This window comes from Pedobacter africanus, assembly GCF_040548825.1.
Classification (GTDB): Bacteria; Bacteroidota; Bacteroidia; order Sphingobacteriales; family Sphingobacteriaceae; genus Pedobacter; species Pedobacter africanus_A.
Genome location: NZ_JBEPSL010000001.1, coordinates 1,952,464 through 1,975,147, shown reverse-complemented (window position 1 = coordinate 1,975,147; position 22,684 = coordinate 1,952,464). Strand labels below are relative to the sequence as shown.

The following is a 22,684-nucleotide window of genomic DNA, read 5'->3' as shown; positions in this document are numbered from 1 at the left end:
TAACACTCCCGGCTAAATCAGGTGTTCAGCAGAGACGTATCGAAACATATCAACTAAACCACTAAAAACAAATGTATGAATTTTAATCAACTGGTTCGTGCAATGAAACTTACTATACTATTGATTACGGTAATTGTTTTGCAGGCTGCAGCTTCAGGCTTTGCCCAGAACGTCACTTTTGATAAAAGGAATGCCACTTTGAGGCAGCTTTTTAAAGAAATCAGAAAGCAGACGGGGTATAATGTATTGTGGCAGCGCGAAAAAGTAAATGCCGACGTTAAGGTCGACATCACATTCCGGAACACACCGCTTGTAGAAGTACTGAAAACTGCACTCGAACCCTGCCTTTTAACCTATTCTATAGTGAACAAGACTGTAGTAGTTAAGCCCCAGGAACCATCTTTAATCCAGAAAATAACACGTTTCTTTTCGGCTATAGATGTAAAAGGCAGGGTTACAGATGCGGAAACAGGTAGAGCCATACCTGGGGTAACCATTACCTTGAAGGGCACCAAACGTCTTGTTATTGCCGACGAGCAGGGCGGCTTTATTTTTAACGATGTACCAGAAGATGGTACACTGGTGTTTTCCAATATCGGGTATGTAAGTGCTGAGGTAAATGCAGCTGCACAGCTGACGGTAAAACTGGTACCCTTTAATCAGACGCTCGAAAATGTAGTGGTCTCTACTGGTTACCAATCGCTTCCCCGCGAACGTGCGGCCGGCTCTTTTGGAGTAATAAAGCAGGCTACGCTCGATAAAAGAAGCAATGTAAACATCCTGTCATACCTGGAAGGGCAGGTACCCGGATTACTTACCGGTGCCGACGGCAGGATCACCATCAGGGGCCAAAGCACCCTGGTAAACGCCAATAAAGATCCGCTGATTGTGTTGGATGGTTTTCCTATAGAACGTTCAGTAGAAAGCATTAATCCGAATGATGTAGAAAGCATTACTGTTTTGAAAGATGCTTCTGCGGCCTCTATATGGGGGGTAAGGGCTGCCAATGGTGTAATTGTAATCCAGACAAAGCGGGGGCAATCTGCTGTTAAGCCACTCGACATCAGTTTTTCCTCTACCTTATCGCTTACGCAAACTTCTGATCTGGGTAAGCTGCCTTACGCATCAACGACCTCATTTATTGAGCTGGAAAAGTACAAGGTAGACAATAACCTTACTTTCTTCACCGGTAAACCGCGCCCGGCAATCACGCCCGTGGTAGATGCTTATTTAAACAATTCTTCTGGTGCCGCTGCACTGGTAGGTCCACTTAAACAGATCAATTCTTACCAGGAGTTTAAGGAGTTGTTTATGAGCCCAGGCAGCAGGCAGCAATACGCCCTGAACATTGCTGGCAAAGGAGAAAAATCCACACATCGTGCTTCGTTCAGTTACGATAAAGTAAATGCCGAATTTAAACACAACAGCACAGAGCGTCTGTTGGGCGATCTGTTTGAAACCCTGACGCTGCTTCCTTCCTTAAAGGCTGAACTGGGACTGAACTTTGTGCTGAACAACACCAGGAATAATGGTATGGGCTTTGGCGATCTGCGGACACTACTGCCTTATCAGCGCATTGTTGGAGACAATGGTGTTTACCTGCCCCAGCCGCAAACCTTTTACCAGGGAGATAAGGATGCCCTGGTGGCGTCGGGCTATCCCTATAACTGGAATTACAACCTGATGCAGGAGTTTAACAATAAGGACAACAAAATAAACAGTACTGGCTTAAATGCAACAGCGGGACTGAATTATAAGATCATGGACGGACTTCATGCCCTTGCAGCGTACCAGTACGAATCGGGAACTTCTACTGCTACAAACCTGTACAATGAAGAAAGCTATTTTACGCGTAATGCCGTTAACTTCTCTACTTCGTTTAAAAACAATGTCATCACTGTGGGCATTCCCAGGGGAAGTATCTATAAAGAAAGCATCGGCAGGACTTATTCGCATACATTCAGGGGCCTGCTGCGGTTCGATAACGAACTTAGTCCGCAAAAACATTACCTCTCGGCCATCGCGGGTATGGAAGTAAGGGCAGTGGGCAGCAAGCTCTCTAACCAGACCAAATATGGCTACGATCCGCAGAGCCTGCAGTTTGCAAGGGTAAATTACAATACCATGTATACCGATGTAAGAGGTAGTCAGCAGCTCATTCCCGATGAAACCATTTTCCAGGACAACCTTAACAGATTTGTTTCTTTTTACTCAAATGCAGGGTATACCTATAACGACAGGTATACTTTAAATGCCAGTGCCAGGCTGGATAAGACCAATCTTTTCGGCTCCAGCGACCAGTACCGAAATGTATGGTTATGGTCTGCCGGACTAAGCTGGCAGCTGCACAAAGAGGCTTTTTTGCAGCATTCGGTGTTCAATAGCCTGGTTTTACGTGCCAGTTATGGCATAAATGGAAATGTAGACCGCAGTACCAGCCCTTACCTGATTGCCAATGTAGCAACAGACCAGCAAACCAATCAGCCTTATGCTTATGTAGCCAATCCCCAAAATCCACTGCTGAGGTGGGAAAAAACTACAGTTACCAATCTGGGGCTGGATTTTGCCCTGCTTAACGGAAGGTTAAGCGGTACGCTTGAGTATTATCATAAATTAAGTGACGACCTGCTGGGCAATGCTACGGTTAACGGTACTTATGGTTTTAACAATGCCTATATCAATTATGCCAGCATGAAAAACAAAGGGGCAGATGTACGTTTGTCGGGTCAGATTTTAAACCGCAATTTTAAATGGAATGCCACTCTGAATTACAGCTACAACCAGAATACCGTTAAACACGTAGATTTTCCACAGAAAACCGTGGGCTCATACCTTGCAGGTGTGGCACAGGAAGGCAAGCCGCTTGACTACCTTTACAGCTACAAATGGGCAGGGCTTTCAGCAAATGGCTGGCCGCAGGTATTCAATGAAAACGGGCAGGCTGTAGATTATAAAACAGATATGGCCAGTACGCTGGCACTGATTTATCAGGGCACAGCAACGGCACCTCATTATGGTGCGCTGATCAATGAATTCAGTTACAAAGGTTTCTCTGTACTTACCAATTTTACTTTTAAAATGGGCCATAAATTCAGAGTGCCGGTAATTCAGTACGAGCCTATCGGAGATGCGGCACAGGTGCACAAGGATTGGGACCTAAGATGGAGGAAAGCAGGAGATGAGGCCTTTACCCATGTACCAGCCGCGCCAACAAGTATTACCGGGCTTAACGTATACGACAGGTATACCAGATATGCCGATATCCAGGTAGAAACAGCGTCGCTTGTCCGCTTCAGGGAATTGCTGATCAACTATGCTTTTGATGCAAAGCTTTTTAGAAAAACGCCCTTTACCAGGCTAAACCTTGGCTTACAGGCGCGTAACCTGGCTACCTATAAATTCAACAAGGCAGGTTTGGACCCCGAATACCTGGTGCAGGACAGGAACAATATTGTGCTGCCGCCAAACCCGGAATATTCATTAATCATCAGAGCCAACTTTTAATGTCAAACAGGATGAAAAATATAAAATACATATTGCTGCTTGGGGCCGTACTTGTAAGCCTGACCTCATGCAAAAAATACCTGGACGTTGTGCCAAAAGGAAAGATCATTCCTAAAACAACAAACGACTATCGTTTATTGCTCAATCAAACTACAGCAAAGGGTAGTTCTGTAGGATTTGTAAGCAGTTTCAGTAATGATTTGCTGATGAGTGATGACATCGAGGTCAATGCTTTTTCGGCCAGCTTTTACAAAGCTTCTGATCAGAACCTGCTGATGTTCGCTGATCACATTTACCAGGATTTTGAATCAGATCCAGATTGGGAAGCGCTTTATAACCAGGTTTATGTGGCCAATCTTGTCATCAAAGAAGTCATGGAATCGGAAGGGGGTACGGAGGCTGAAAAGAACAAGCTACAGGCCGAAGCAAGGGTGCATCGTGCATATGCCTTTTTGATGCTGGTAAACCTTTATGCCAAACCTTACAGTACCTCGGGTGCATCAGCCGATATGGGGGTGCCCTTGCGTACCGGGCTCGATTTTGAGGAGAAGCTGAACAGGGCAACGGTGCAGGAAGTATATAACTTTATACTGAATGATCTGCAGCTTGCCCTTGGTAAATTGCCGCTTACGCCAGAAACCAACTACAATTACCGGCCCGTTCAAGCCGGTGCCGAGGCCTTGCTGGCCAGGACATATCTCTATATGAACAACATCGCCGAGGCTTTCAAATATGCAGATGCAGCTTTGAAGAGTTATAATACCTTAAACAATTACAATAGTTTGCCTGCCAGTGTTGTATTTGCGGGTAACCTCCAGTTGCCGCTTAATCTGCAGAACAAAGAAATATTGCAATTGAAATCGACTGTTTCCAGTACCTCATTGTTTTATGCAAACGCCGCGCTTATTGCTTTGTACGACAAACAGAACGACCTTCGTTTTAAAACTTTGTATGCCAGCGACGCGATTTTTGGCTTAAATAATGGCTATATCAGTACCGACTGGACAGGGAATACACCTGCAAAAGGCCTATCTACCGCCGAGATGTATTTAACACGCGCCGAATGTAATGCAAGGAACGGCAAAACTCAGGAAGCATTACAGGACCTGAACACACTACGGGCCTCAAGATATAAAACCGGCAGCAGCTATACCCTTAATGCAGGCAGCCCTGCAGAGGCACTTAGCCTTGTTAAGGCAGAACGCCGCCGGGAACTGGCTTTTCGGGGCTTCAGGCTGTTCGATATCAAACGTTACAACGCGGTTGATGGTGATAACATTGCCATCACCCATACCATTAACGGCAAGACTTATACACTTGCTCCGGCAAGTCCGCGTTCGGTACTGCCCATAGGAAGAAAATACATAGACCTTAATCCCGAAATCTTACAAAATCCACGTTAATCATGAAAACAACTTATATCCAAAAAATAAAATACCTGCTGGCCATTGTGCTGCTGGTATGCACTTCGGCGGTAATGGCCGCCAATCAGTTTGAAATTAGCGGAACTGCCGTAGGCAAAGACGGGCAGCAGGTAGAGCTGATCAGGTACACCGAAGGGTCAATTGATAAACTGGCCACTACTACTGTAACAGGCGGTAAATTCCATATGGCCATTCCTGTTGATGAACTCAGCCTTGCTGTTTTGCAGATCAACAGAGGCTTTGGGGGTACTATAATTGTTGAACCTGCAGTAGTTCAGTACCGCATAAATGCCGATGGTACCTTCGAAATTAAGGGTGGCAAATATAACCCGGTTTTATCGGGCTACCTGAGAAATAAGGCCTATATAGCAGCCGATGAATTGTTCCGAAAACTGACCAGGGGCGGAAATGTAGCAGCAATTAAAGGCACAAAGGAGGAGTGGGAAATGATTCAGCCGTTTTTAGAAAAAGAAGAGCTGAGGAGCAGCTACCTGGCGGCTTTGGTAAAAAACAATCCGGATCCGAACGTTAAGGTAATGGCGGCCCTAATGTGCGAGCTGCAGCCGGATGCAGCTAAAACCATGGAGATTATCGATAAGGTAGCGCCAAAGGTAGGAGAAAATACCATTATGATGCGCAGGGTAAGGGCAATGGCCAAACAACAGGCCGAGGCATTGGCCCGCAGGCACGCGGGAATGCTGGGCGAACAGTTTGCAGATTTTACTGCGGCCAATCTGAAAGGGGAAAGCATGAGTCTTGCCCCTATAGTGAAAGCCAATAAATATACATTGGTCCAGTTTTGGGCATCCTGGTGCGGACCTTGTCGTAAAGAAATCCCTTTATTGAAACAATTGTATAAACAATACAAAGCCAAAGGAATGGAAATTGTGTCTTTCTCTATGGACGATAACCGGTACAACTGGGAGAAGGCATCCGAAGTGGAAAAGCTGCAATGGATAAATGTATCTGACCTGAAGGCCTTTAAGAGTAGTGTGGCCAAAACGTATCCAATAGCGGGTATCCCGGCAAATGTAATCATTGACCAGCAGGGGAAAATTGTGGCCAGTAACCTTACCGATAAGGATCTTGAAAATAAAATAGAAAACCTGTTTAAGTAGCATGAAAAGATTTCTTTCATTATGGTATGCCTTACTGGTGTATACAAACGTATCGGCACAGGAAATAACAGCACTAAAAGATGTGAGACCTGTTGCCGGTAAGCCCTTTCAGGTTAGTTACGATGCAGCTGGCGGCCCCTTGGCAGCTGCAGAGCGGGTGAGTGGAATTGCCGTTTTTTATGTGGGGGAGCAGAAGGCACGAACCTTGGTTTTCCAAATGAAAAAACAGAAGGCACGCTGGGAGGGAGCTATAAGGGTGCCAGATAGTACACTATTGGTTTACCTGGTATTTACAGACGGGCAGCAGAAAGTGATGGATAACCGGGATGGAAAAGGCTATCTTTTACCTGTTTACAGCAAGGGCAGGCCGGTTCAGTATGCTTATGCAACAATGGCGTTGCTTATAGATGGCGGGCCACCCGACCCTTATGGGTTAAAGAAGGACCAGGACCGGGCCCTGCAGTTCATGAAGCAGGAAATGTATTCCCATCCGGAAAGCGAAGCGTCCCTGCGCCAGCGATTTTACAATATGCTGGCCAACTCCCCTGGACGAGATGATAAAGCCGATCTGGTAAAAAGGCTTACCGCCTTGAAAAGCGACAAAGAAAGTGATTTAATGATGGCGCAGCTATACCTTTCTTTTTTAGGAACAAAGCAGCAGGCCGATTCGCTGGATAAGTTATTGGAAACCAGGTTTCCGGATGGTGAATATGTGAAGCAAAAGAAAAGCAGAAAACAGCAGCCCAGAGAAGACCATAAACCCATAGAAAAAAAGGCAGTGGATACCCTTCAGCTCATTACCGAACTCAAGAAAAACATGTTGAAAGAACCTGTGGGCGAGATGGTCTTGAAGAATATCAATGGCGAACCGGTGGTTTTAGGCGGGGCAGGAATGAAAGGCAAAGTAATGGTTATTGATTTCTGGGCAACCTGGTGTGGGCCCTGTGTACGTTCCTTTCCTGCGATGCAAAAGGTGATGGATAAGTATAAGGACAATCCCAACGTGAAGTTTTTTTACATCTGTACAATGGAAGAGGGCGATGCGTTGAAGACCGTAAAGGATTATTTGAGTAAGAACCCCCTGCCTTTTAACATTTTGATGGACGAAAAGACCAGTGATATGAATTTGTATAAAGCCTTTACTCATTATAAAGGAGGGCGGGGTATCCCTTATAAGCTGGTGATAGACGGTGACGGGAATATACGTTTCAGGACTTTGGGCTTTTCAGGCGATGATGGGCTTCTTGAGGCAGAATTATCTGCTATGATCAACCTATCGCTATGAGTTTTATCGTAATTCTAATCCTGATTCTCCTGGTAGCAGGAAGAACTTTACTCAGGCTGTTCTCTGATAAATAACCATTATAGCAAGCCATAACCTGCAAACTATGCGGTTATGGCTTTTTTATATCGCAAACTATTCCCTTTATTTGTAAATGCCAATTGTAAAACTAGAAACCGATATCAAAGCACCCAAAGCCATTGTGTTTGACTTTGCAAGGAGCATTGATCTTCACCAGATTTCAACGGCCCATACCAATGAAAGGGCCATTGCAGGAAGAACTTCCGGGCTTATTGAACTTGGGGAAACCGTAACCTGGGAAGCAAAGCATTTTGGTGTAGTCCAGCAACTCAGCTCTAAAATTACCGCAATGGATGTTCCCGATTATTTTGTGGATGAAATGATCTCAGGGGCTTTTAAATCCATAAGGCATGAGCATATCTTTGAGGAAAAGAATGGAGGTACACTAATGACTGACATTTTTAATTATGCTTCGCCACTTGGAGTTCTGGGTAAACTGGCCGATGTACTTTTTCTAAAACGTTATTTGACCAGGTTGCTGATACAGCGAAATCAGGTAATTAAGGAACACGCTGAAAAAAGCGAGACGATTTTATAAACAACTGGATTTTGAAAACAGGCCTTAGGTTTCGGTATTTACTTTTAACACTTGTTGTTATTGCTTTGGGTATTTTGTCCCGAAAGGTAACGGTTATCCCGTTAATAGTGGGCGATATACTGTATGCAGTTATGATGTTCCTTTTGGTTAAAACGCTGCTGATCAGGCTAAGCTATCGAAAAGTAGCTTTGATTAGCCTGTCGGTTTGTTTGCTTATAGAATTTAGTCAGCTCTATAACGCAACCTGGATCAATAACATTCGAAATACGACCCTCGGGGCATTGGTATTGGGCCATGGTTTTCTTTGGAGTGATATTATAGCTTATACCATCGGGACAGTAATTTGTATGCTGATTGTTACCGCGCAAAGGATAGTATAAAGTTATATTTGATGCATGAGTTTTTTAACCGCTGAGTGGCGAAAACTGGCAATTGCCAATTATGCAATTGACCCAAAGGTATTGCAACCCTTTGTACCTGCAGGCACGGAGCTGGATTTGTGGAACGGTACCTGCTACGTGAGTTTAATAGGGTTTTTGTTTAAGAACACGCGGCTTATGGGCATCCGCGTACCCTTTCATACCAATTTTGAAGAGGTTAACCTCCGTTTTTATGTGCGTTATCCAGATAACGGCAGCTGGAAAAGGGGAGTGGTGTTCATTAAAGAGATCGTCCCTAAATTTGCCCTGGCTTTTGTGGCCAATACCATGTACAACGAAAACTATGTGGCTACGGCAATGAAACACAGCTGGAATGAAACGGAAACAGCGCGTATGGTAGCCTACGCCTGGAAATGTAAAGGCAAATGGCAGCACATCAGCGTTGCGGCCGGGAAAGAACTGCAGGAAATATCAGCAGGACAGGAAACAGAGTTTATTACCGAGCATTATTGGGGTTACGCCAGATGTAATGACCTTAAAACAAATGAATATGAGGTTAAGCATCCCAGATGGGGACATTACCCGGTAACAGATTTTAGTATTGATGTAGATTTTGGATTGAACTATGGCGAAAGCTTTGCATTTCTGAACCAGCAGCAGCCGGTTTCTGTAATGCTGGCCGAAGGATCTGAAGTTGCTGTAGAAAAGAAGACTTTAAAAATTATAACTTTATAAAATGATGAAATCTGTTTCTATACTTCTTTTGGCATTTTTGCTGATCAGCAACACCAAATCTTCGGCACAAAAGGCCGCATTAAATCAGGATGCATCCGGTAAAAAGGAAATCATTACGGGTGCAGACCAGACTGAAAAATACCTGTCTTATTTGAAAGGCAAACGAATTGGCCTGGTAGCCAATCAAAGTTCTATAATAGGCAAGAAAAGCAGCGTAGACAGCTTGCTAAGCCTGGGAATTAAAATAGTAAAGGTGTTTGGGCCAGAGCATGGTTTTAGAGGCAATGCCAGTAATGGGGCTGTGGTGAACAGCGAGGTAGACGCCAAAACCGGCATTCCTATCATCTCCTTATATGGCCGGAACGAGAAGCCGACAAAAGAACAGCTGGAGGGCATAGACCTTATGGTATTCGACATCCAGGATGTGGGCTGCCGCTACTATACCAATATCAATACACTGGAGCATGTGATGACAGGCTGTGCAGAAAACAACAAAGAACTGCTGATCCTGGACAGACCTAATCCTAATGGATATGTGGTCGACGGGCCGGTAATGACGGAAGACAGGTTTAAATCTGCCATAGGCATACATTATACGCCCATGACCCATGGTATGACCATAGGAGAGTTTGCCCAATACCTTAATGGCGAAGGCTATCTTAAGCAACCCTGCAAAATCAAAATTATAAAGGTTGCCAATTACAATCACGACATGCCCTATGTACTGCCGATCAATCCTTCGCCCAATTTGAACACGCAGCAGGCTGTGATGCTTTTTCCAAGCTTATGCATGTTTGAGGGAACAGCCATCAACGAAGGTCGTGGAACCTATATGCCATTTACCATATTGGGCGCACCTGCGCTGAAAGGCAAATATGCATTTTCCTACAAACCGGTAAGTATTCCAGGCATGAGCGAGCGGCCAAACCATAAAGATGTGGTCTGTTATGGGCTAGATCTTCGCAATTACGACATCAACCAGCTTAAAAAGAGCCGTCAAATTGATTTGTCCTTATTAATTGAATTGTACAAAGCCTATCCGGATAAAGCCAATTTCTTTACTCCAGGAAGGGCAAACCAGGATATTTCGGCTTTTGATCTGCGTATAGGTACCGATAAATTGAGAAAACAGATCATAGCGGGGGTATCAGAAGCAGACATCAGGAAAAGCTGGGAACCCGGATTGCAAAAGTTTAAGGCCATACGGGCTAAGTACCTGTTGTATCCTTAATCGTATCGTATGTGATACGATTTTTTCTTATTATTGTATCTTGTGTGATACGTTTTTGACTTAATTTTGTATCTTTGGTGAAACGATGGAAGTGTTAATCAATAAATTTCGCCGCTTAATCAGTACAAATCGCACTGAATTCAGACGAGGGCTTAGTTACCAGATCAACTGGAAAGCACGGGGGATTTGCATAGAAGGTGCACGTGGTACGGGTAAATCAACCATGATGCTCCAATATATTCAAGCAAATTTGCCTTTAGAACAGACATTGTACACCTCTCTGGATGATCTATACTTTCGACAAAATAATCTGGTAGAAGTTGCAGAACGTTTTTACGGACTTGGCGGCCGGCATCTCTTTTTGGATGAAGTACATAAATATGATGACTGGCAAACGGCAGTAAAGAATATATATGATTTTTTGCCCGAAATGAAATTGGTGATTTCAGGGTCTTCTATCCTGGCTTTACAGCAATCCAGGGTTGACCTCAGCAGACGTTTATTAAATTATCATTTGCCTGAATTGTCACTTCGGGAGTACATTTCCATAAAGGATTCGTTAGAGGTTCCGGCTTATAATTTTGATGATATACTGACTAATCATGTCGAAATAGCACAAGAGCTGCATAAAATTATTCCCTCACCACTAAAATCACTTAACGATTATTTCAGTTATGGTGCATATCCCTTTTTTGTGGAAGGTGAATCCGATTATTTTATGCGTATCAACCAGTTGATCAACGTAATTATCGATTATGATTTGCCCGAGGCAAAGGCAATCGAAGTTGCTACATTAGCTAAACTCAAGAAACTTTTGTATGTCATCTCTACTTCTGTTCCTTTCACACCTAACATCTCTAAGCTTGCAGAGCACGTAGATACATCCAGAATCCGCTTATTGGAAATGCTACATATATTGGAACAGGCGCAACTGATTAATAATTTGCGTTCAGCTTCACATGGAATAAGCCTGATGAACAAGCCCGAAAAAGTTTATTTGCACAATACCAGCCTTATTGCTGCCTTAGCTGAGGGGAAACCTGAAACCGGCAATGTAAGGGAAACATTTTTTCTGTCGCAGGTCCAAAATTCGGGAGCTACAGTGACTTATCCAAAGGTGGGGGATTTTATGGTGAACGGAAAATTCCTGATGGAAGTTGGGGGCAAAAATAAATCTGGCAAACAAATACAGGGAGAAGCGCAAGCTTATATTGTAGCAGATGACCTGGAATACGGTTTTGGTAATAAAATTCCACTGTGGCTTTTTGGTTTTCTATATTGATTAAGCTATGAATGTTATTTTAGATAATCCGATATGGTTTGCGCTGAATTCGGTAAATGCCCATCTGGGAAGCGGTAATGATAGCGTAAAGCTATTCAATACTGATGTAGCTCCTTTTGCGGGGCTTAATGCATATACGCCCGGGAATTTTCAGCAGCTATTTGAGCTGGTCCAGCCAGATCAGGTTGCGGTGTTATTTTATCCAAAGGAAGATCTTGATCCTGCACCGTTTGATGTGGTAGCTAAGGTGCCCGGTTACCAGATGGTTTTTGAAGGAAAAGAACCGGAAGCTGTACCGGGAGAAGGCCTGGTGCATTTGACAGAAAAAGATGTGGAGGAGATGCTGAGTTTGACTAAGCTTACCCAACCCGGACCATTTGCCAGGCGAACGATTGATTTTGGAGGTTATAAAGGTATTTTTCAAGATCAGCAGCTGGTAGCTATGGCTGGGCAGCGGTTGCAGGTGCAGGGTTTTACGGAGATCAGCGCTGTGTGTACACATCCTGATAGTGCTGGCAAGGGTTTAGCCAGAAAGGTACTCAATGAACTGATCCGCGACGTCATAGCCAGTGGTAACATCCCTTATTTGCATGTAAGAGCAGACAATACCAGGGCTATAAAACTATATGAGCATCTGGGATTTGTCATTCGTACGGAGATGTATTTCCATGTGATAAAAAGAAGCTGAACGCCTATTTTTTCTTAGCAGTAGCCATTATAATTACACCCGCTACCAACACGATACCGCCAACATAAGGCGGCCAGTTTACCGTTTTCTCTTTGTCGGCAGAGATTTCAATAGGGCCTGCATCCAGTACTTTTTCCTTTTTAGTATAAGAAAAACCAGTCCATACAAACATTATTATACCAATTACAATGAGAATTAATCCGAAAGTCCTGTTCATGATTTAAGGTTTGATGCTATATTAACATAACCCAATGCAAAATGTTTTGCCACATTTATTACCTTGCATATTGATTTTACGTACCGTTATTACACTTACCATCAACATATTACTCTGATATTTATGAAACAGCTTTTGGTAATTTTATTCAGCAGTTTTCTTTTGCTCACAAGCGTGTCTGCAGTCATAGATCCGGCAGGTGTTGGATACCAGGAAACATCAAAAAAAGGCATGATATTGGTTAAAGGGGGTGTTTTTCAAATGGGACTGGATAGTAACCAAGTTAGCATGCTAGCCGCAAAATTCAATTTACCTGAATCGTCATTTTCACAAGAATTTCCGGGTAATGGGACAACGGTAAGATCTTTTTATATAGACAGGCATGACGTTACTAATGCTGAATTTAAGAAATTTACAGATGCCAATCCTGATTGGGCCAAGCGCTATATAGCCGATAGCTTACATAATGGGAACTATCTGAAAGATTGGAATTTGGACAGCTACAAAAAGGGAACAGAAAACCAACCGGTTGTTTATGTAAGCTGGCGTGCAGCCAAAGCGTACGCAAAATGGAAGGGTAAGCGCTTACCAACGGAAGCAGAATGGGAATATGCTGCAAAAAATGCCCCTCAGCTTTATGATATGCAAGGCAGTGTTTCAGAGTTTTGCTTAGATCAGTGGAGGCGGAATAATTATGCAGAGTTGGCAAAACTAAGAAAGGAATGGCTTGCGAATGGCAAAAAAATCATTTATCCGATTATAAGGAAACCTTACAACGCGGATAGTATTGTTATTCGTGGCGCCAGTGTTAATAGCCCAATATCAGCTATACGTCCTACCTGGCGAGAGGGTTATCATTATAAAGATTGTTCTGCAACTGTAGGGTTTAGATGTGTGTTATCCTTACCATATAAAAGAAATTGAAAGTAATAGCAACCTATTACCCAAAGCGCCCGAGCTATACAAAACCTTTTCTTTACAGCATTTGTTCTATTCCTGGTTTCAAGGCGAAACTGCATTGATCTTATCCTAAAAGATATGGCACATTTAGAAGTAGAACCAAAACCGTCCAGACCACTGTGGTTATGGGCATTAATTGCATTGTTAGTTATACTGCTTGCTGGTATGTTGATAAAAAACTGTAATGAGCAAATTCCGGTAAGTTCTGCAGATTCCGTTCCGGCCGATGCCCGCAAAAACTAAGTATTTGCAAAAACATCCTAAAATTTAAAGAAAACAAACCATGGGAGAACATACCTACAACTATCTGCAGGAATTGAGCCGCAGTAATTTTCAGATTGTTAACGGAGAACCCGATATAATTGGCTGGGAGGTCAAAAATGAGACGGGGGTATATATTGGTGAGGTGTATGAATTACTTTTCGAGCCTCAAACCAAGGCGGTAAGGTACCTGGTTATTAACCTGGAAGATAACGGGATGAACCTTGGGGCTAAAAAAGTGATGATCCCTTTGGGCATTGCCCATCTGCACACCAGCGATGATGAGGTGGTGTTACCTGGATTACACATTGACCAGTACAATGCGCTGCCTGATTACAATAAGGATGAGATCAGGCCGGAAATGGAGGTGCATATCCGGAATATCATAGGAAGCCCTGCTGCTTTAAGAATGGAGGATGCAATCAGTGAGTTTGATCAGCATGCATTCTATGCACATCATCATTTCGACAAAGGACGGTTTTATCAGCGTGGGGGTGCTTTGAGAAGAATTATTGTTTGCGCTTTTTTAACTATGGATGGCGTTATACAGGCGCCCGGCAGCCCAGATGAAGATCGCCGTAACAATTTTAAATGGGGAGGCTGGAGCTTTCCGCACTGGGACGAGGTCATGACCAACTATATGGCCAAGATAACCCGTTCGCCTTACGATCTGTTGTTGGGAAGGCGTACCTACGAGATCTTTGCTGCTTTTTGGCCGCATCAGGAGAACAATCCAACCACCGAAACATTTAATCGCATTCAAAAAATTGTGGTAGGTGGTACCGATACAGATATTTCATGGAAAAATTCATCGCTTATTTCTGCAGATGTGGTACAGGAACTGAAAAAGCTGAAAGGGCAGACGGGGCCAGACTTGCTGGTTTACGGAAGCGGGAAACTCTGCCAGACTTTGTTTCAGCATCAACTGGTTGATGTGCTGCACACCTTAACGTTTCCGGTTACCTTGGGTAGCGGTGAACGACTTTTCCAGGAAGGTACACAACCTATGCAGTGGAAATTAAGTGATTCAGCAGTATCTGGCACAGGCGTGTTCCTGGCCAGTTATTTACCTGACGGCAATGTAAAGACAGGGACAATGTAGCTATACTCACTATTATTTCTCTGATCTGTTGAGATTAGGTTATACATAATGATATTTATGGAATAGTTACATTTTCAGCATCCGTAATTAAAACAACACGATTATGGAAAATAAGATCACAAATGCCCGCTTAAATTTTAGCTGTAACCAGAACTGGGAAGCTATGGAGCCGGTTGCTGAAGGCCGGTTTTGTAATGCCTGTCAAAAGAAAGTATACGATTTAAGAAATGAAAATGTAGCCTATTTTGCCAGGATCTTACAGGAGAACAATAACAGCATTTGTGGAATGTTTAACAGTGATCAAATGCTTAAAACCCCTAAGAAGCCTTATTGGAAGAAATGGCTGGTAGCAGCGATGGTTTTTATAGGTTTTGGCGCTTTTGCGGAAAAACTAAAGGCACAGGAAAAAACAATTGGTGTAGTTGCAAAGGAACCAACGGCATCAGGTACTCATCCAGTGCTATTAGGCGAAGTTGTATGCACAACAAGCCCCGCCCAGTTAAAAACATTGCGCGCCTTTGTGGTAAAAAATTGTAAACTTCCCACTTCAGTTAACGGTAGGATAACCGCTTCATTTACTTTAGGGAGGAATGGAGTATTGGAACACTTGGGTGTAAGTAACCATTTAGGTGCAGAAGTTAGGGCTGAAGTACTCAGAGTATTAAAAGCAGCACCCAAGTGGAAAAACGCAGATGATTTTTATGGAAACCCTTATTCTTTAAACCTGGATTTTAAGAATGGAAAGATAAATTAACCAAACCGAATGAATTTTACTACTTTTGAAACGAACCAAATATTCCTATACACTCTTATCTCTTTGTTCAAAAAAGAAAATGCCTTACATCTATGACTAAAATAATCAGGGTTAATCTTTTTTGCATATTCAGCTTTTTGCTCTTGATGTCCTTCAATCAGTCTTTTGCTGTAGCAATAGATACACCTGGTATAAAAGCGGGTACAGCTACAATAACAGGAAAGATAATAAGCCCAAATCACACAAACATGAATAATATCATTGTAACTTTTGGCATTTCTCTTCCGATTTCAGGAGCCTATGTTAAATACAATATACCTGTTGATCAGTCAGGGAAATTCTCTATGGTTGTTGATATTGAAACATATATATCTCCAATTGGTTTAAACACAAGTATAAATCCGGAGAAGTCCCTTTTTCTTAAATTGACTAGTGGCGGTGTTACAGAGGTTGATATTGCTTACGATTCAGATGATAATATTCAAAATATTAAGGTTTGGCCAGCTTATCTGACTAAAAATGATATGACCAGAAGTATCGAGGCCGTAGGTGAGATGATTGAGTACAGATCGGGTAGGGCACCCGAACCTTTGTACAATAAGGGTACGGATTATTTTCTGAACTATGCCAGGAACATCTTATCGGAAAGATTAATGGTTGTAAAAAATGATACATTGATGTCAGAAGCTCAAAAAGGATTATTGTCTAAAGATTTTTATTTGTTCCTGTACAATTCATTTGTCTTTGATTATGAAGGGTATATGAAACACAATTATCGCAATACAAATAAGGATAAAAACAGTATGCCCGATATCCGGCAGATCGATAGGACGTACTACCGTTTTTTGAGAGACTTTAAACTCAATGATCCTCAATACTTAAATTGCTCGCAGTTCCCGGAACTCCAAAGTAAAATCCTTCAAAATGAAATATTGGCGCTGCCTGTAATCGGCGAAAGCGAAATCTCTACCTGGCTGGCAAAAGTGAAAGTTATTTTAGCGGACCTGATAGGCTTCAATAGTGGCCCTTACTATGATATTTTGGCGGCCAATGCCTATGGCCGGCAGCTCAATGAAGAACTAAGACCGCTAAGCGAAAAGCAAAAAGAAAATATCACAAAATATTGGAAAAACGGGGAGATCGCTAAAATACTATTCCGAAAAAACCAGCAGGTAACTGAATTGGATAAATTCAAATCACCTGTTGTTGTTAACGACGTCTCGTCGGTTGCTAAAGATAAAGTTATGGAAGCAATTCTGTCTAAATATAAAGGAAAGGTTGTTTTTATAGACCTTTGGGCAACATGGTGTGCGCCCTGCCTCGACGCAATGAAGGAGTTCAGAACTGCAAAAGGAGAGTTTCACAGTAAAGATGTCGTATTTGTGTACCTCACAAATGGATCCTCACCCCACAAGCTATGGGAAGAAAAGATTAAAGGAATAGGCAGTGAGCATTATTATCTGAAAGGGGATCAGTGGGAGTACGTTATGGATCATTTTGGGCTCGAATATATCCCTTCCTATTTGTTGTATAGCAAAGAAGGTAAGCTTATAAAGAAATACACGCCTTTTCCTGGAAATAAGGAGGTGAAAGAGGCGATTAACGGTTTGTTGTAAATTATTTCTCTGCTGAAAACCAACCGGGATGCTCAAAAAACTATTTTTTATATACACACAGCACTTTAAGTTCACTATTGCCCTTACGTTGTTTGTAAGTGTTTATTTTATTTTAATCTTTTGGTCTAAAGGTTACAACCACTATCCCTTATATATGGTGGCTTTGCTTTTTAAAGCCATAGCCTATGGCTTGTCCCTTTTGGTAGAGAAAACTTTTTTTGAAGCAAGGGCCTACCATTACCGCAATCTGGGTTTTGGCTACAGGCAACTGTTTGGAACACTGTTCTTGCTGGATTTGCTCTTATTCGTTTGTATGATATTACTGAGTTACCTATGCAAGAGCTTTACGTAGATAGTGTAGCGCATCGCTACGGTAACAACATGGTATTAAACAATGTGTACTTAAACTGCCTGGTAGGAGAGGTTGTGGGCTTGCTGGGCAGAAATGGTTCAGGGAAATCTACCTTGCTGAAAATTATATTTGGCGGCATATCCCCACGATATATGCACATGAAGCTAAATGGCAAACTGGTTAAAAAAGCTTATAGAACCGGGGTAGTGGCCTATTTACCGCAAGATAATTTTATTCCTGGGAATTTGAAAGTGCGGCAGCTTGTTGAGTTGTACACCCATAAATACAAAGCAGATCTGCTGCAGCAGCAAACCATAATTGATATCCTGGATAAACGCATGGAAGAACTCTCCGGCGGACAAAGGCGCTTGGTAGAATGCTTCCTGATTCTGTATAGCGACAGTGATTTTGTTTTGCTCGATGAACCCTTTTCTCAGCTTGCACCGGTAATTATTGAAGAAATGCAAAAACACATTGCCAGGTTTAAGTTGCTGAAGGGGATTATACTAACCGATCATTACTATCAGCATATCCTTGATGTTTCAGACCGTATTGTCCTTTTGCACAATGGCTGCAATTACAAAATAAACAGTATTGAAGATCTGCAGCTTCATGGGTACATCGCACACCTCTATTAATTTTTTTCAATCAAGGGGTAAATCTATAAAGCGACCTGTTATCACTATTTAGCATGCTAATCCCACCACCAGCAAATCCATTTGTACCATTAGATCCGGTAATTGACTTTGTTATTCCATTATCTTGATCTTCCAAAGCTTAAGTTTCTGGAGTTATCTTACAATAAAATAACAGGTGTTTCAAACGATTTTTCAAAGTTATCTGACACATTGCTGCAATTTTATTTCTATGGCAATAATTATATCCCTGCAGATGGGGTACGCTTGAAGCAGTTACTTCCTAAAACTGCAGTTTATTTATAAGGCTTGCTCCTGGCCCATCTCTACGAGTTAATTTACATGCTGATTAGCCGGTAAAAAGTAGTTTTTTACTAAGATCTCTAAAATATTGCGCCCTTTAAAGCCCATACGTGTGAAATTATAACACAATAACCGGAAAAAAACCGATTATAGGCAAAAATATTTACACTATTGCTATAAACGTTAGGTACTTCTTATAAGTTATCATTTTCTTATGCGGTAAAGAAACAGCCTCTTTTTCTATCTTTGCAAGATGCACAATCAACTTATCCATCTCATTACACAAAGTGTAGCGCTTTCTGAATCAGAAAGGAATTTGTGCATACAATATTTTGAGCCGGTGCGGTATCCTAAAAACCGGATAATTGAAGAAGAAGGGAAAATACCTGGCTACCTATATTTTGTGGTGTCAGGTTTTGTCCGTCTGTTCCATTATAATGATAAGGGCGATGAAATAACAACGCATATCAATTGCCCGCCGGGTTTCATTACTTCTTATGTTAATTTTGCTAATCAGCATAAATCTGATGAAAATCTGGAGTGTATTACCGAATGTGAGTTGCTGAGGATTACAAAATCTGATCTTGATACGCTTGTCGGACAAAGCCCCGCTTTTAAAGATTTCAGTATCCTGGTATTTCAGCAGTCGCTATCCTATAATGAAATCCGCGCAAAAGAACTGGCCACCCTTAATGCAGAACAACGGTATTTAAAACTGATGGAAGAACATCCAGAGATTCTCCGGAATGTTCCCATGCAATATATCTCTTCTTTTCTTGGCATGAACCCCAAAAGTTTAAGCCGCATCCGAAAACAGATCATTAGGTAACATTTGTGAAGTGGTTTTAAATGCGCAGGGCTGAACTTTGCCCTATCATTTAAAATCAAAGCATATGACACATAAAAATTTAGCACTGGTTTCCGGTGCCAACGGACATTTGGGCAACAACTTGGTTAGGTTACTGCTAAAAAAAGGAATTCCGGTACGGGCCTCCGTCCGCAACATCAAAAATGCAGCAGGTTTCAAAGATTTAGATTGCGAGGTAGTTCAGGCAGATATTACAGACAGGGCTTCTTTTAAAAGGGCCTTGCAGGGAGTGGATACCTTTTATGCCGTTGGCGCAGCCTTTAAATTGTGGGCTAAAGACCCCAAAAAGGAAATTTACGATGTGAATATGCAAGGAACACGCAACACCATAGAAGCGGCGGCCGAAGCAGGAGTAAAAAGAATTATCTACGTGAGTTCTATTGCTGCACTGGATTACACCCACTTGCCAACAAAAGAAAGCAATGGCTACAATCCCGATCGCAGGGATATGTATTACAATTCTAAAAATGATGGTGAAAGGCTGGCTTTTCAACTGGCTAAAGAATTAGGAATTGAATTGGTATCTGTTATGCCTGGAGCAATGATTGGAAGCGAAGCATTTTCCCCTTTAAGTGTTTCTTATGGTATACTAAAACTAATTTTGAACAACCAGATTCCAATAGATACCAAAATTACCCTGAACTGGATTGATGTGAAAGATGTTGCGGAAGGTTGCTTTTTGGCCGCACAAAAAGGTCGTAGCGGTGAGCGGTATATCCTCGCCAATGAAAAATGTATGACCATTACCGATACCACTAAATTAGCGCAAAAGCTTTATCCCGAACTGAAATTAAAAATCCCTGGATCTGTACCCAAATTCATGTTGTATGCTATTGCAGGTTTTATGGAGTTGATGGCTAAAATAAGCGGAAAGCCACCTTTACTCACCACTAAAGATATTGCTATGTTTTCAGGATTGCAACAGGATTTTGATATTTCCAAGTCCACAAATGAACTGGGATTTAATCCTAAAAACAATGAGCAGGCAGTAAAGGAAGCATTGGCCTATCTCATGGAACATAATATGCTTCTGGAAGCACCAGATCAAAATCTTTAGCCGATTTGATCAAAGCCGCTGCCCGGGGCAGGTCATTCATTGAAATAGCCAGGTCTATGCGTATGGTTAATGCTTCGGCAATGTCTGTTTGGCTTTCGTTTTCTGCTTTTCGCAAGGCGGCGTCAAGGGTAGCTGCTGCCGCTTTTTCATCGCGCTTATAATCCCGAAACCTGATGGCTACTGCAATGGCCCTTTGCAATGGGCTTTGATCTTTGTTTTCGGCTTTTTCCCAGGTTTCCTGGTCTTGCTTTCCATCGTTAATGAAAATTACAGCATTACCAGAAACATCTGTAAGGGTAAACCGTGTGGCTCCGGGCTTCATTTGTGAAATTCTTGGAACGCCTGAGCGCGGAACGCTGCCCAGCTTTTCCTTTAATTTTTGTGTAAATGTTTGGTATACCATATCTATGGCTGGTACTATAACCAGGCAAGTGCTTAAATTATTGGTTATGTCCATTCCCTTTCTTCCGGCGAAGTGCAGCGCATGCCCATTTCGTTCTACAACGCCATACTGGTAGGGGCGGGTTTGTGTGTAAGTAATATCAAAACCTAGTGTTTGCCAGAAAGACAAGGCGTCTGTTATGGATATACAAGGTAAAACTGAGATGGTTCTCCAATCTTTTTGCTGCTTCATACTTTTCATTTTTTCTGAAAATCTGGTGTGCTGCAAAACTAAATGATTGAAATTAAAGTGCCTTTTTACCTACTTTTTTGTAGGTAAAGGCGGCTGTGCTTCTTTCATCAAAAAAATGCCGTATGCTTCCAGCAGATCTATTACAGGAAAGGCATTTTGAGCTTTTTCTGTTAATTGATATTCCACTCGTGGAGGTTTCTCTGTAAATGTATGTTTGGTGAGCATATTTTTGCTTTCCAGTTCCCGCAATTGGGTAAACAACATTTTGTCTGAAATGTGGGGGATGGCTTTTTTCAAATCCCCATAGCGTACCGGGCCCTGCCTAAGCGATAGCAAAATTGGAATTTTCCAGGTGCCTCCAATATATGCCATTGCAAACTCTATCGGGTTGTAGTATACTCTGTTGTCGTATGTAAACTCATTCATCATCTGGACATATAATTAACGTAGCCAGCAACTCCATTCACGTAAGAAATCGTAGCGTTCGCGTAATAAAATGCTAAAATAGCATTTGCATAGTTATATTTAGTAAAGCATGAAGTAACCGATTGTGCTGCACTATCAAAGATGAATAAAATGAACTACTGTAAAGCTCAATTATTCTAAGCTGTGCGTTTATATTTGAATTAACCAAACTACAAAATGATCAAATTATACTCTCAGATTGCTGAGCCAATTGCTGAAGGAGTGGATGGATTAAAATCTGCATTGCAAACTGCAGTTGAACTGGAGCACGCCACACTGCCTCCATACCTATACGCGCTTTATTCTATCCGGCCAGGAACAAACCAGCGGCTTTCAAAAATCATTCTCTCTATTGTGCTGGAGGAAATGCTGCATTTGGCACTGGCTTGTAACCTGTTAAATGCAATAGGTGGCCAGCCATCTCTAAATCACCCTGAATTTATACCATCCTATCCCGGCCCGCTGCCTGGTGTAAGTGGGGCTATTGATGTTCCGCTGGCACCCGTATCTAAAAAACTTATTCATGACGTGTTTATGGAGATAGAAAAACCAGAAACACCACTTTCTTACCCGGTAAAAAAACTGTTCGAGCTTAAGCTTACCAAGCCAAGGACGATAGGCTTGTTCTATCAGGCTATAAAAGAACAGCTGGTGGCATCGTCTGCCCAGGAGAATATATTTGTTGGTAAACCATCGCGTCAGTTGGGTGTAGGGCTGCCTGGCCTTAAAAAGGTAACTGACTTGGCATCAGCAATTGCTGCCATAGAGCTGATTGTTGAACAGGGTGAAGGAACCAGCTCTACACCATTAAATGCGCTTGAAAAGCCAGCTCATTATTATATGTTTGCCGCTGCTTATTATGGCAGGGAGCTTGTGCCCCAACAAGGCGAACCACCATTTGCCTATGCTGGAGAGGAGATACCTTTTGATGAAGATAATATTAAACCCCTTATGGTAAACCCTAAGCCGGCTAGCTATCTGGGCACACCAGCAATGGACGCAAACCAGCAGTTTAACAGAACCTATACAAGTTTGCTGCAAACACTGCATAAAACTTTTAACGGAAGCCCAATGAGCATAATGGGCTCTGTTGGAATAATGCAGCAACTCAAAGCCGAAGCCATAGCTCTGGGCGAAATCCAAATCGGTCAAAACCTGTTTGCCGGTCCAACCTTTACCTATACACCAGCTTAACCT

Annotated in this window: 23 protein-coding genes; 20 read left to right on the top strand and 3 right to left on the bottom strand. The window is 42.4% G+C overall.

The window, feature by feature from the left end; translation table 11 throughout:
• Window positions 1-75 precede the first annotated feature (75 nt).
• The 10 genes from ABIE26_RS08145 (at window position 76) to ABIE26_RS08100 (ending at window position 12,263) form a co-directional block, all read left to right on the top strand.
• A complete protein-coding gene (locus ABIE26_RS08145) occupies window positions 76-3,504 on the top strand; it encodes a SusC/RagA family TonB-linked outer membrane protein (protein WP_310138108.1) in 3,429 nt (1,142 codons plus the stop codon).
• Between the two features lie 11 nt (window positions 3,505-3,515).
• On the top strand, window positions 3,516-4,907 hold the full coding sequence (locus ABIE26_RS08140; protein WP_310138110.1) for a RagB/SusD family nutrient uptake outer membrane protein: 1,392 nt from the start codon (window positions 3,516-3,518) through the stop codon (window positions 4,905-4,907).
• 2 nt (window positions 4,908-4,909) lie between these two features.
• A complete protein-coding gene (locus ABIE26_RS08135) occupies window positions 4,910-6,046 on the top strand; it encodes a TlpA disulfide reductase family protein (protein ID WP_310138112.1) in 1,137 nt (378 codons plus the stop codon).
• A 1-nt stretch (window position 6,047) separates the two neighbouring features.
• Window positions 6,048-7,331 carry a TlpA family protein disulfide reductase gene (locus ABIE26_RS08130; protein WP_310138114.1) on the top strand — a complete coding sequence of 428 codons (1,284 nt, stop codon included), beginning with the start codon at window positions 6,048-6,050 and terminating at the stop codon, window positions 7,329-7,331.
• 151 nt (window positions 7,332-7,482) lie between these two features.
• Window positions 7,483-7,947 carry an SRPBCC family protein gene (locus ABIE26_RS08125; RefSeq protein WP_310138116.1) on the top strand — a complete coding sequence of 155 codons (465 nt, stop codon included), beginning with the start codon at window positions 7,483-7,485 and terminating at the stop codon, window positions 7,945-7,947.
• Between the two features lie 11 nt (window positions 7,948-7,958).
• Window positions 7,959-8,327: a DUF2809 domain-containing protein gene (locus ABIE26_RS08120; RefSeq protein ID WP_310138119.1), complete on the top strand. Its 369-nt coding sequence runs from the start codon at window positions 7,959-7,961 to the stop codon at window positions 8,325-8,327.
• A 15-nt stretch (window positions 8,328-8,342) separates the two neighbouring features.
• Window positions 8,343-9,062: a YqjF family protein gene (locus ABIE26_RS08115; protein WP_310138121.1), complete on the top strand. Its 720-nt coding sequence runs from the start codon at window positions 8,343-8,345 to the stop codon at window positions 9,060-9,062.
• Window position 9,063: 1 nt separating this feature from the next.
• Window positions 9,064-10,293, top strand: coding sequence for an exo-beta-N-acetylmuramidase NamZ family protein (locus tag ABIE26_RS08110; protein WP_310138124.1), 1,230 nt, complete (start codon window positions 9,064-9,066; stop codon window positions 10,291-10,293).
• 85 nt (window positions 10,294-10,378) lie between these two features.
• On the top strand, window positions 10,379-11,575 hold the full coding sequence (locus tag ABIE26_RS08105; RefSeq protein WP_310138125.1) for an ATP-binding protein: 1,197 nt from the start codon (window positions 10,379-10,381) through the stop codon (window positions 11,573-11,575).
• Window positions 11,576-11,582: 7 nt separating this feature from the next.
• Window positions 11,583-12,263, top strand: coding sequence for a GNAT family N-acetyltransferase (locus ABIE26_RS08100; protein ID WP_310138126.1), 681 nt, complete (start codon window positions 11,583-11,585; stop codon window positions 12,261-12,263).
• Window positions 12,264-12,267: 4 nt separating this feature from the next.
• Here the strand turns inward: ABIE26_RS08100 and ABIE26_RS08095 are convergent, their stop codons facing one another.
• Entirely contained in the window at window positions 12,268-12,480 is a 213-nt protein-coding gene (locus ABIE26_RS08095) for a hypothetical protein (RefSeq protein WP_310138128.1), read from the bottom strand.
• Window positions 12,481-12,603: 123 nt separating this feature from the next.
• On the opposite strand from ABIE26_RS08095, the gene ABIE26_RS08090 reads away from it, so the two are divergent.
• The 9 genes from ABIE26_RS08090 (at window position 12,604) to ABIE26_RS08050 (ending at window position 20,388) form a co-directional block, all read left to right on the top strand.
• Window positions 12,604-13,404, top strand: a complete 801-nt coding sequence (locus ABIE26_RS08090) for a formylglycine-generating enzyme family protein (protein WP_310138130.1) — start codon at window positions 12,604-12,606, stop codon at window positions 13,402-13,404.
• A 114-nt stretch (window positions 13,405-13,518) separates the two neighbouring features.
• Window positions 13,519-13,683 carry a hypothetical protein gene (locus ABIE26_RS08085; protein ID WP_310138131.1) on the top strand — a complete coding sequence of 55 codons (165 nt, stop codon included), beginning with the start codon at window positions 13,519-13,521 and terminating at the stop codon, window positions 13,681-13,683.
• A 40-nt stretch (window positions 13,684-13,723) separates the two neighbouring features.
• Window positions 13,724-14,803 carry a dihydrofolate reductase family protein gene (locus ABIE26_RS08080; RefSeq protein ID WP_310138132.1) on the top strand — a complete coding sequence of 360 codons (1,080 nt, stop codon included), beginning with the start codon at window positions 13,724-13,726 and terminating at the stop codon, window positions 14,801-14,803.
• A gap of 103 nt (window positions 14,804-14,906) precedes the next feature.
• Window positions 14,907-15,557, top strand: a complete 651-nt coding sequence (locus ABIE26_RS08075; protein ID WP_310138135.1) for a hypothetical protein — start codon at window positions 14,907-14,909, stop codon at window positions 15,555-15,557.
• A gap of 248 nt (window positions 15,558-15,805) precedes the next feature.
• The gene (locus ABIE26_RS08070; protein WP_310138136.1) at window positions 15,806-17,173 is read left to right on the top strand and encodes a TlpA family protein disulfide reductase; all 1,368 of its coding nucleotides are present in this window, start codon (window positions 15,806-15,808) and stop codon (window positions 17,171-17,173) included.
• Window positions 17,174-17,201: 28 nt separating this feature from the next.
• A complete protein-coding gene (locus ABIE26_RS08065) occupies window positions 17,202-17,525 on the top strand; it encodes a hypothetical protein (RefSeq protein WP_310138137.1) in 324 nt (107 codons plus the stop codon).
• Window positions 17,507-18,163 (top strand): ATP-binding cassette domain-containing protein, encoded by a 657-nt coding sequence (locus ABIE26_RS08060; RefSeq protein ID WP_310138138.1) that lies wholly within the window; start codon window positions 17,507-17,509, stop codon window positions 18,161-18,163. Before ABIE26_RS08065 ends, ABIE26_RS08060 begins: the two co-directional genes overlap by 19 nt.
• Window positions 18,164-18,716: 553 nt before the next feature.
• On the top strand, window positions 18,717-19,292 hold the full coding sequence (locus ABIE26_RS08055) for a Crp/Fnr family transcriptional regulator (RefSeq protein ID WP_310138140.1): 576 nt from the start codon (window positions 18,717-18,719) through the stop codon (window positions 19,290-19,292).
• Between the two features lie 64 nt (window positions 19,293-19,356).
• Window positions 19,357-20,388, top strand: coding sequence for an NAD-dependent epimerase/dehydratase family protein (locus ABIE26_RS08050; RefSeq protein WP_310138141.1), 1,032 nt, complete (start codon window positions 19,357-19,359; stop codon window positions 20,386-20,388).
• Here the strand turns inward: ABIE26_RS08050 and ABIE26_RS08045 are convergent.
• Window positions 20,342-21,022 (bottom strand): hypothetical protein, encoded by a 681-nt coding sequence (locus ABIE26_RS08045; protein ID WP_310138142.1) that lies wholly within the window; start codon window positions 21,020-21,022, stop codon window positions 20,342-20,344. The two genes, ABIE26_RS08050 and ABIE26_RS08045, sit on opposite strands and share 47 nt — an antisense overlap.
• Window positions 21,023-21,091: 69 nt before the next feature.
• The gene (locus tag ABIE26_RS08040; protein ID WP_310138143.1) at window positions 21,092-21,451 is read right to left on the bottom strand and encodes a winged helix-turn-helix transcriptional regulator; all 360 of its coding nucleotides are present in this window, start codon (window positions 21,449-21,451) and stop codon (window positions 21,092-21,094) included.
• Between the two features lie 213 nt (window positions 21,452-21,664).
• On the opposite strand from ABIE26_RS08040, the gene ABIE26_RS08035 reads away from it, so the two are divergent.
• Window positions 21,665-22,681: a ferritin-like domain-containing protein gene (locus ABIE26_RS08035; RefSeq protein WP_310138144.1), complete on the top strand. Its 1,017-nt coding sequence runs from the start codon at window positions 21,665-21,667 to the stop codon at window positions 22,679-22,681.
• Window positions 22,682-22,684: the final 3 nt, after the last annotated feature.

What these genes read in the sequence shown, in the direction of transcription:
- ABIE26_RS08125 (WP_310138116.1), top strand. Translation starts at nt 7,483, where the DNA reads ATGCCAATTGTAAAACTAGAAACCGATATCAAAGCACCCAAAGCCATT.
- ABIE26_RS08130 (WP_310138114.1), top strand. Translation starts at nt 6,048, where the DNA reads ATGAAAAGATTTCTTTCATTATGGTATGCCTTACTGGTGTATACAAAC.
- ABIE26_RS08040 (WP_310138143.1), bottom strand. Translation starts at nt 21,451, where the DNA reads ATGATGAATGAGTTTACATACGACAACAGAGTATACTACAACCCGATA.
- ABIE26_RS08050 (WP_310138141.1), top strand. Translation starts at nt 19,357, where the DNA reads ATGACACATAAAAATTTAGCACTGGTTTCCGGTGCCAACGGACATTTG.
- ABIE26_RS08045 (WP_310138142.1), bottom strand. Translation starts at nt 21,022, where the DNA reads ATGAAGCAGCAAAAAGATTGGAGAACCATCTCAGTTTTACCTTGTATA.
- ABIE26_RS08065 (WP_310138137.1), top strand. Translation starts at nt 17,202, where the DNA reads ATGCTCAAAAAACTATTTTTTATATACACACAGCACTTTAAGTTCACT.
- ABIE26_RS08090 (WP_310138130.1), top strand. Translation starts at nt 12,604, where the DNA reads ATGAAACAGCTTTTGGTAATTTTATTCAGCAGTTTTCTTTTGCTCACA.
- ABIE26_RS08115 (WP_310138121.1), top strand. Translation starts at nt 8,343, where the DNA reads ATGAGTTTTTTAACCGCTGAGTGGCGAAAACTGGCAATTGCCAATTAT.
- ABIE26_RS08105 (WP_310138125.1), top strand. Translation starts at nt 10,379, where the DNA reads ATGGAAGTGTTAATCAATAAATTTCGCCGCTTAATCAGTACAAATCGC.
- ABIE26_RS08095 (WP_310138128.1), bottom strand. Translation starts at nt 12,480, where the DNA reads ATGAACAGGACTTTCGGATTAATTCTCATTGTAATTGGTATAATAATG.
- ABIE26_RS08085 (WP_310138131.1), top strand. Translation starts at nt 13,519, where the DNA reads ATGGCACATTTAGAAGTAGAACCAAAACCGTCCAGACCACTGTGGTTA.
- ABIE26_RS08035 (WP_310138144.1), top strand. Translation starts at nt 21,665, where the DNA reads ATGATCAAATTATACTCTCAGATTGCTGAGCCAATTGCTGAAGGAGTG.
- ABIE26_RS08060 (WP_310138138.1), top strand. Translation starts at nt 17,507, where the DNA reads ATGCAAGAGCTTTACGTAGATAGTGTAGCGCATCGCTACGGTAACAAC.
- ABIE26_RS08140 (WP_310138110.1), top strand. Translation starts at nt 3,516, where the DNA reads ATGAAAAATATAAAATACATATTGCTGCTTGGGGCCGTACTTGTAAGC.
- ABIE26_RS08075 (WP_310138135.1), top strand. Translation starts at nt 14,907, where the DNA reads ATGGAAAATAAGATCACAAATGCCCGCTTAAATTTTAGCTGTAACCAG.
- ABIE26_RS08145 (WP_310138108.1), top strand. Translation starts at nt 76, where the DNA reads ATGAATTTTAATCAACTGGTTCGTGCAATGAAACTTACTATACTATTG.
- ABIE26_RS08055 (WP_310138140.1), top strand. Translation starts at nt 18,717, where the DNA reads ATGCACAATCAACTTATCCATCTCATTACACAAAGTGTAGCGCTTTCT.
- ABIE26_RS08135 (WP_310138112.1), top strand. Translation starts at nt 4,910, where the DNA reads ATGAAAACAACTTATATCCAAAAAATAAAATACCTGCTGGCCATTGTG.
- ABIE26_RS08100 (WP_310138126.1), top strand. Translation starts at nt 11,583, where the DNA reads ATGAATGTTATTTTAGATAATCCGATATGGTTTGCGCTGAATTCGGTA.
- ABIE26_RS08070 (WP_310138136.1), top strand. Translation starts at nt 15,806, where the DNA reads ATGAATAATATCATTGTAACTTTTGGCATTTCTCTTCCGATTTCAGGA.
- ABIE26_RS08080 (WP_310138132.1), top strand. Translation starts at nt 13,724, where the DNA reads ATGGGAGAACATACCTACAACTATCTGCAGGAATTGAGCCGCAGTAAT.
- ABIE26_RS08110 (WP_310138124.1), top strand. Translation starts at nt 9,064, where the DNA reads ATGATGAAATCTGTTTCTATACTTCTTTTGGCATTTTTGCTGATCAGC.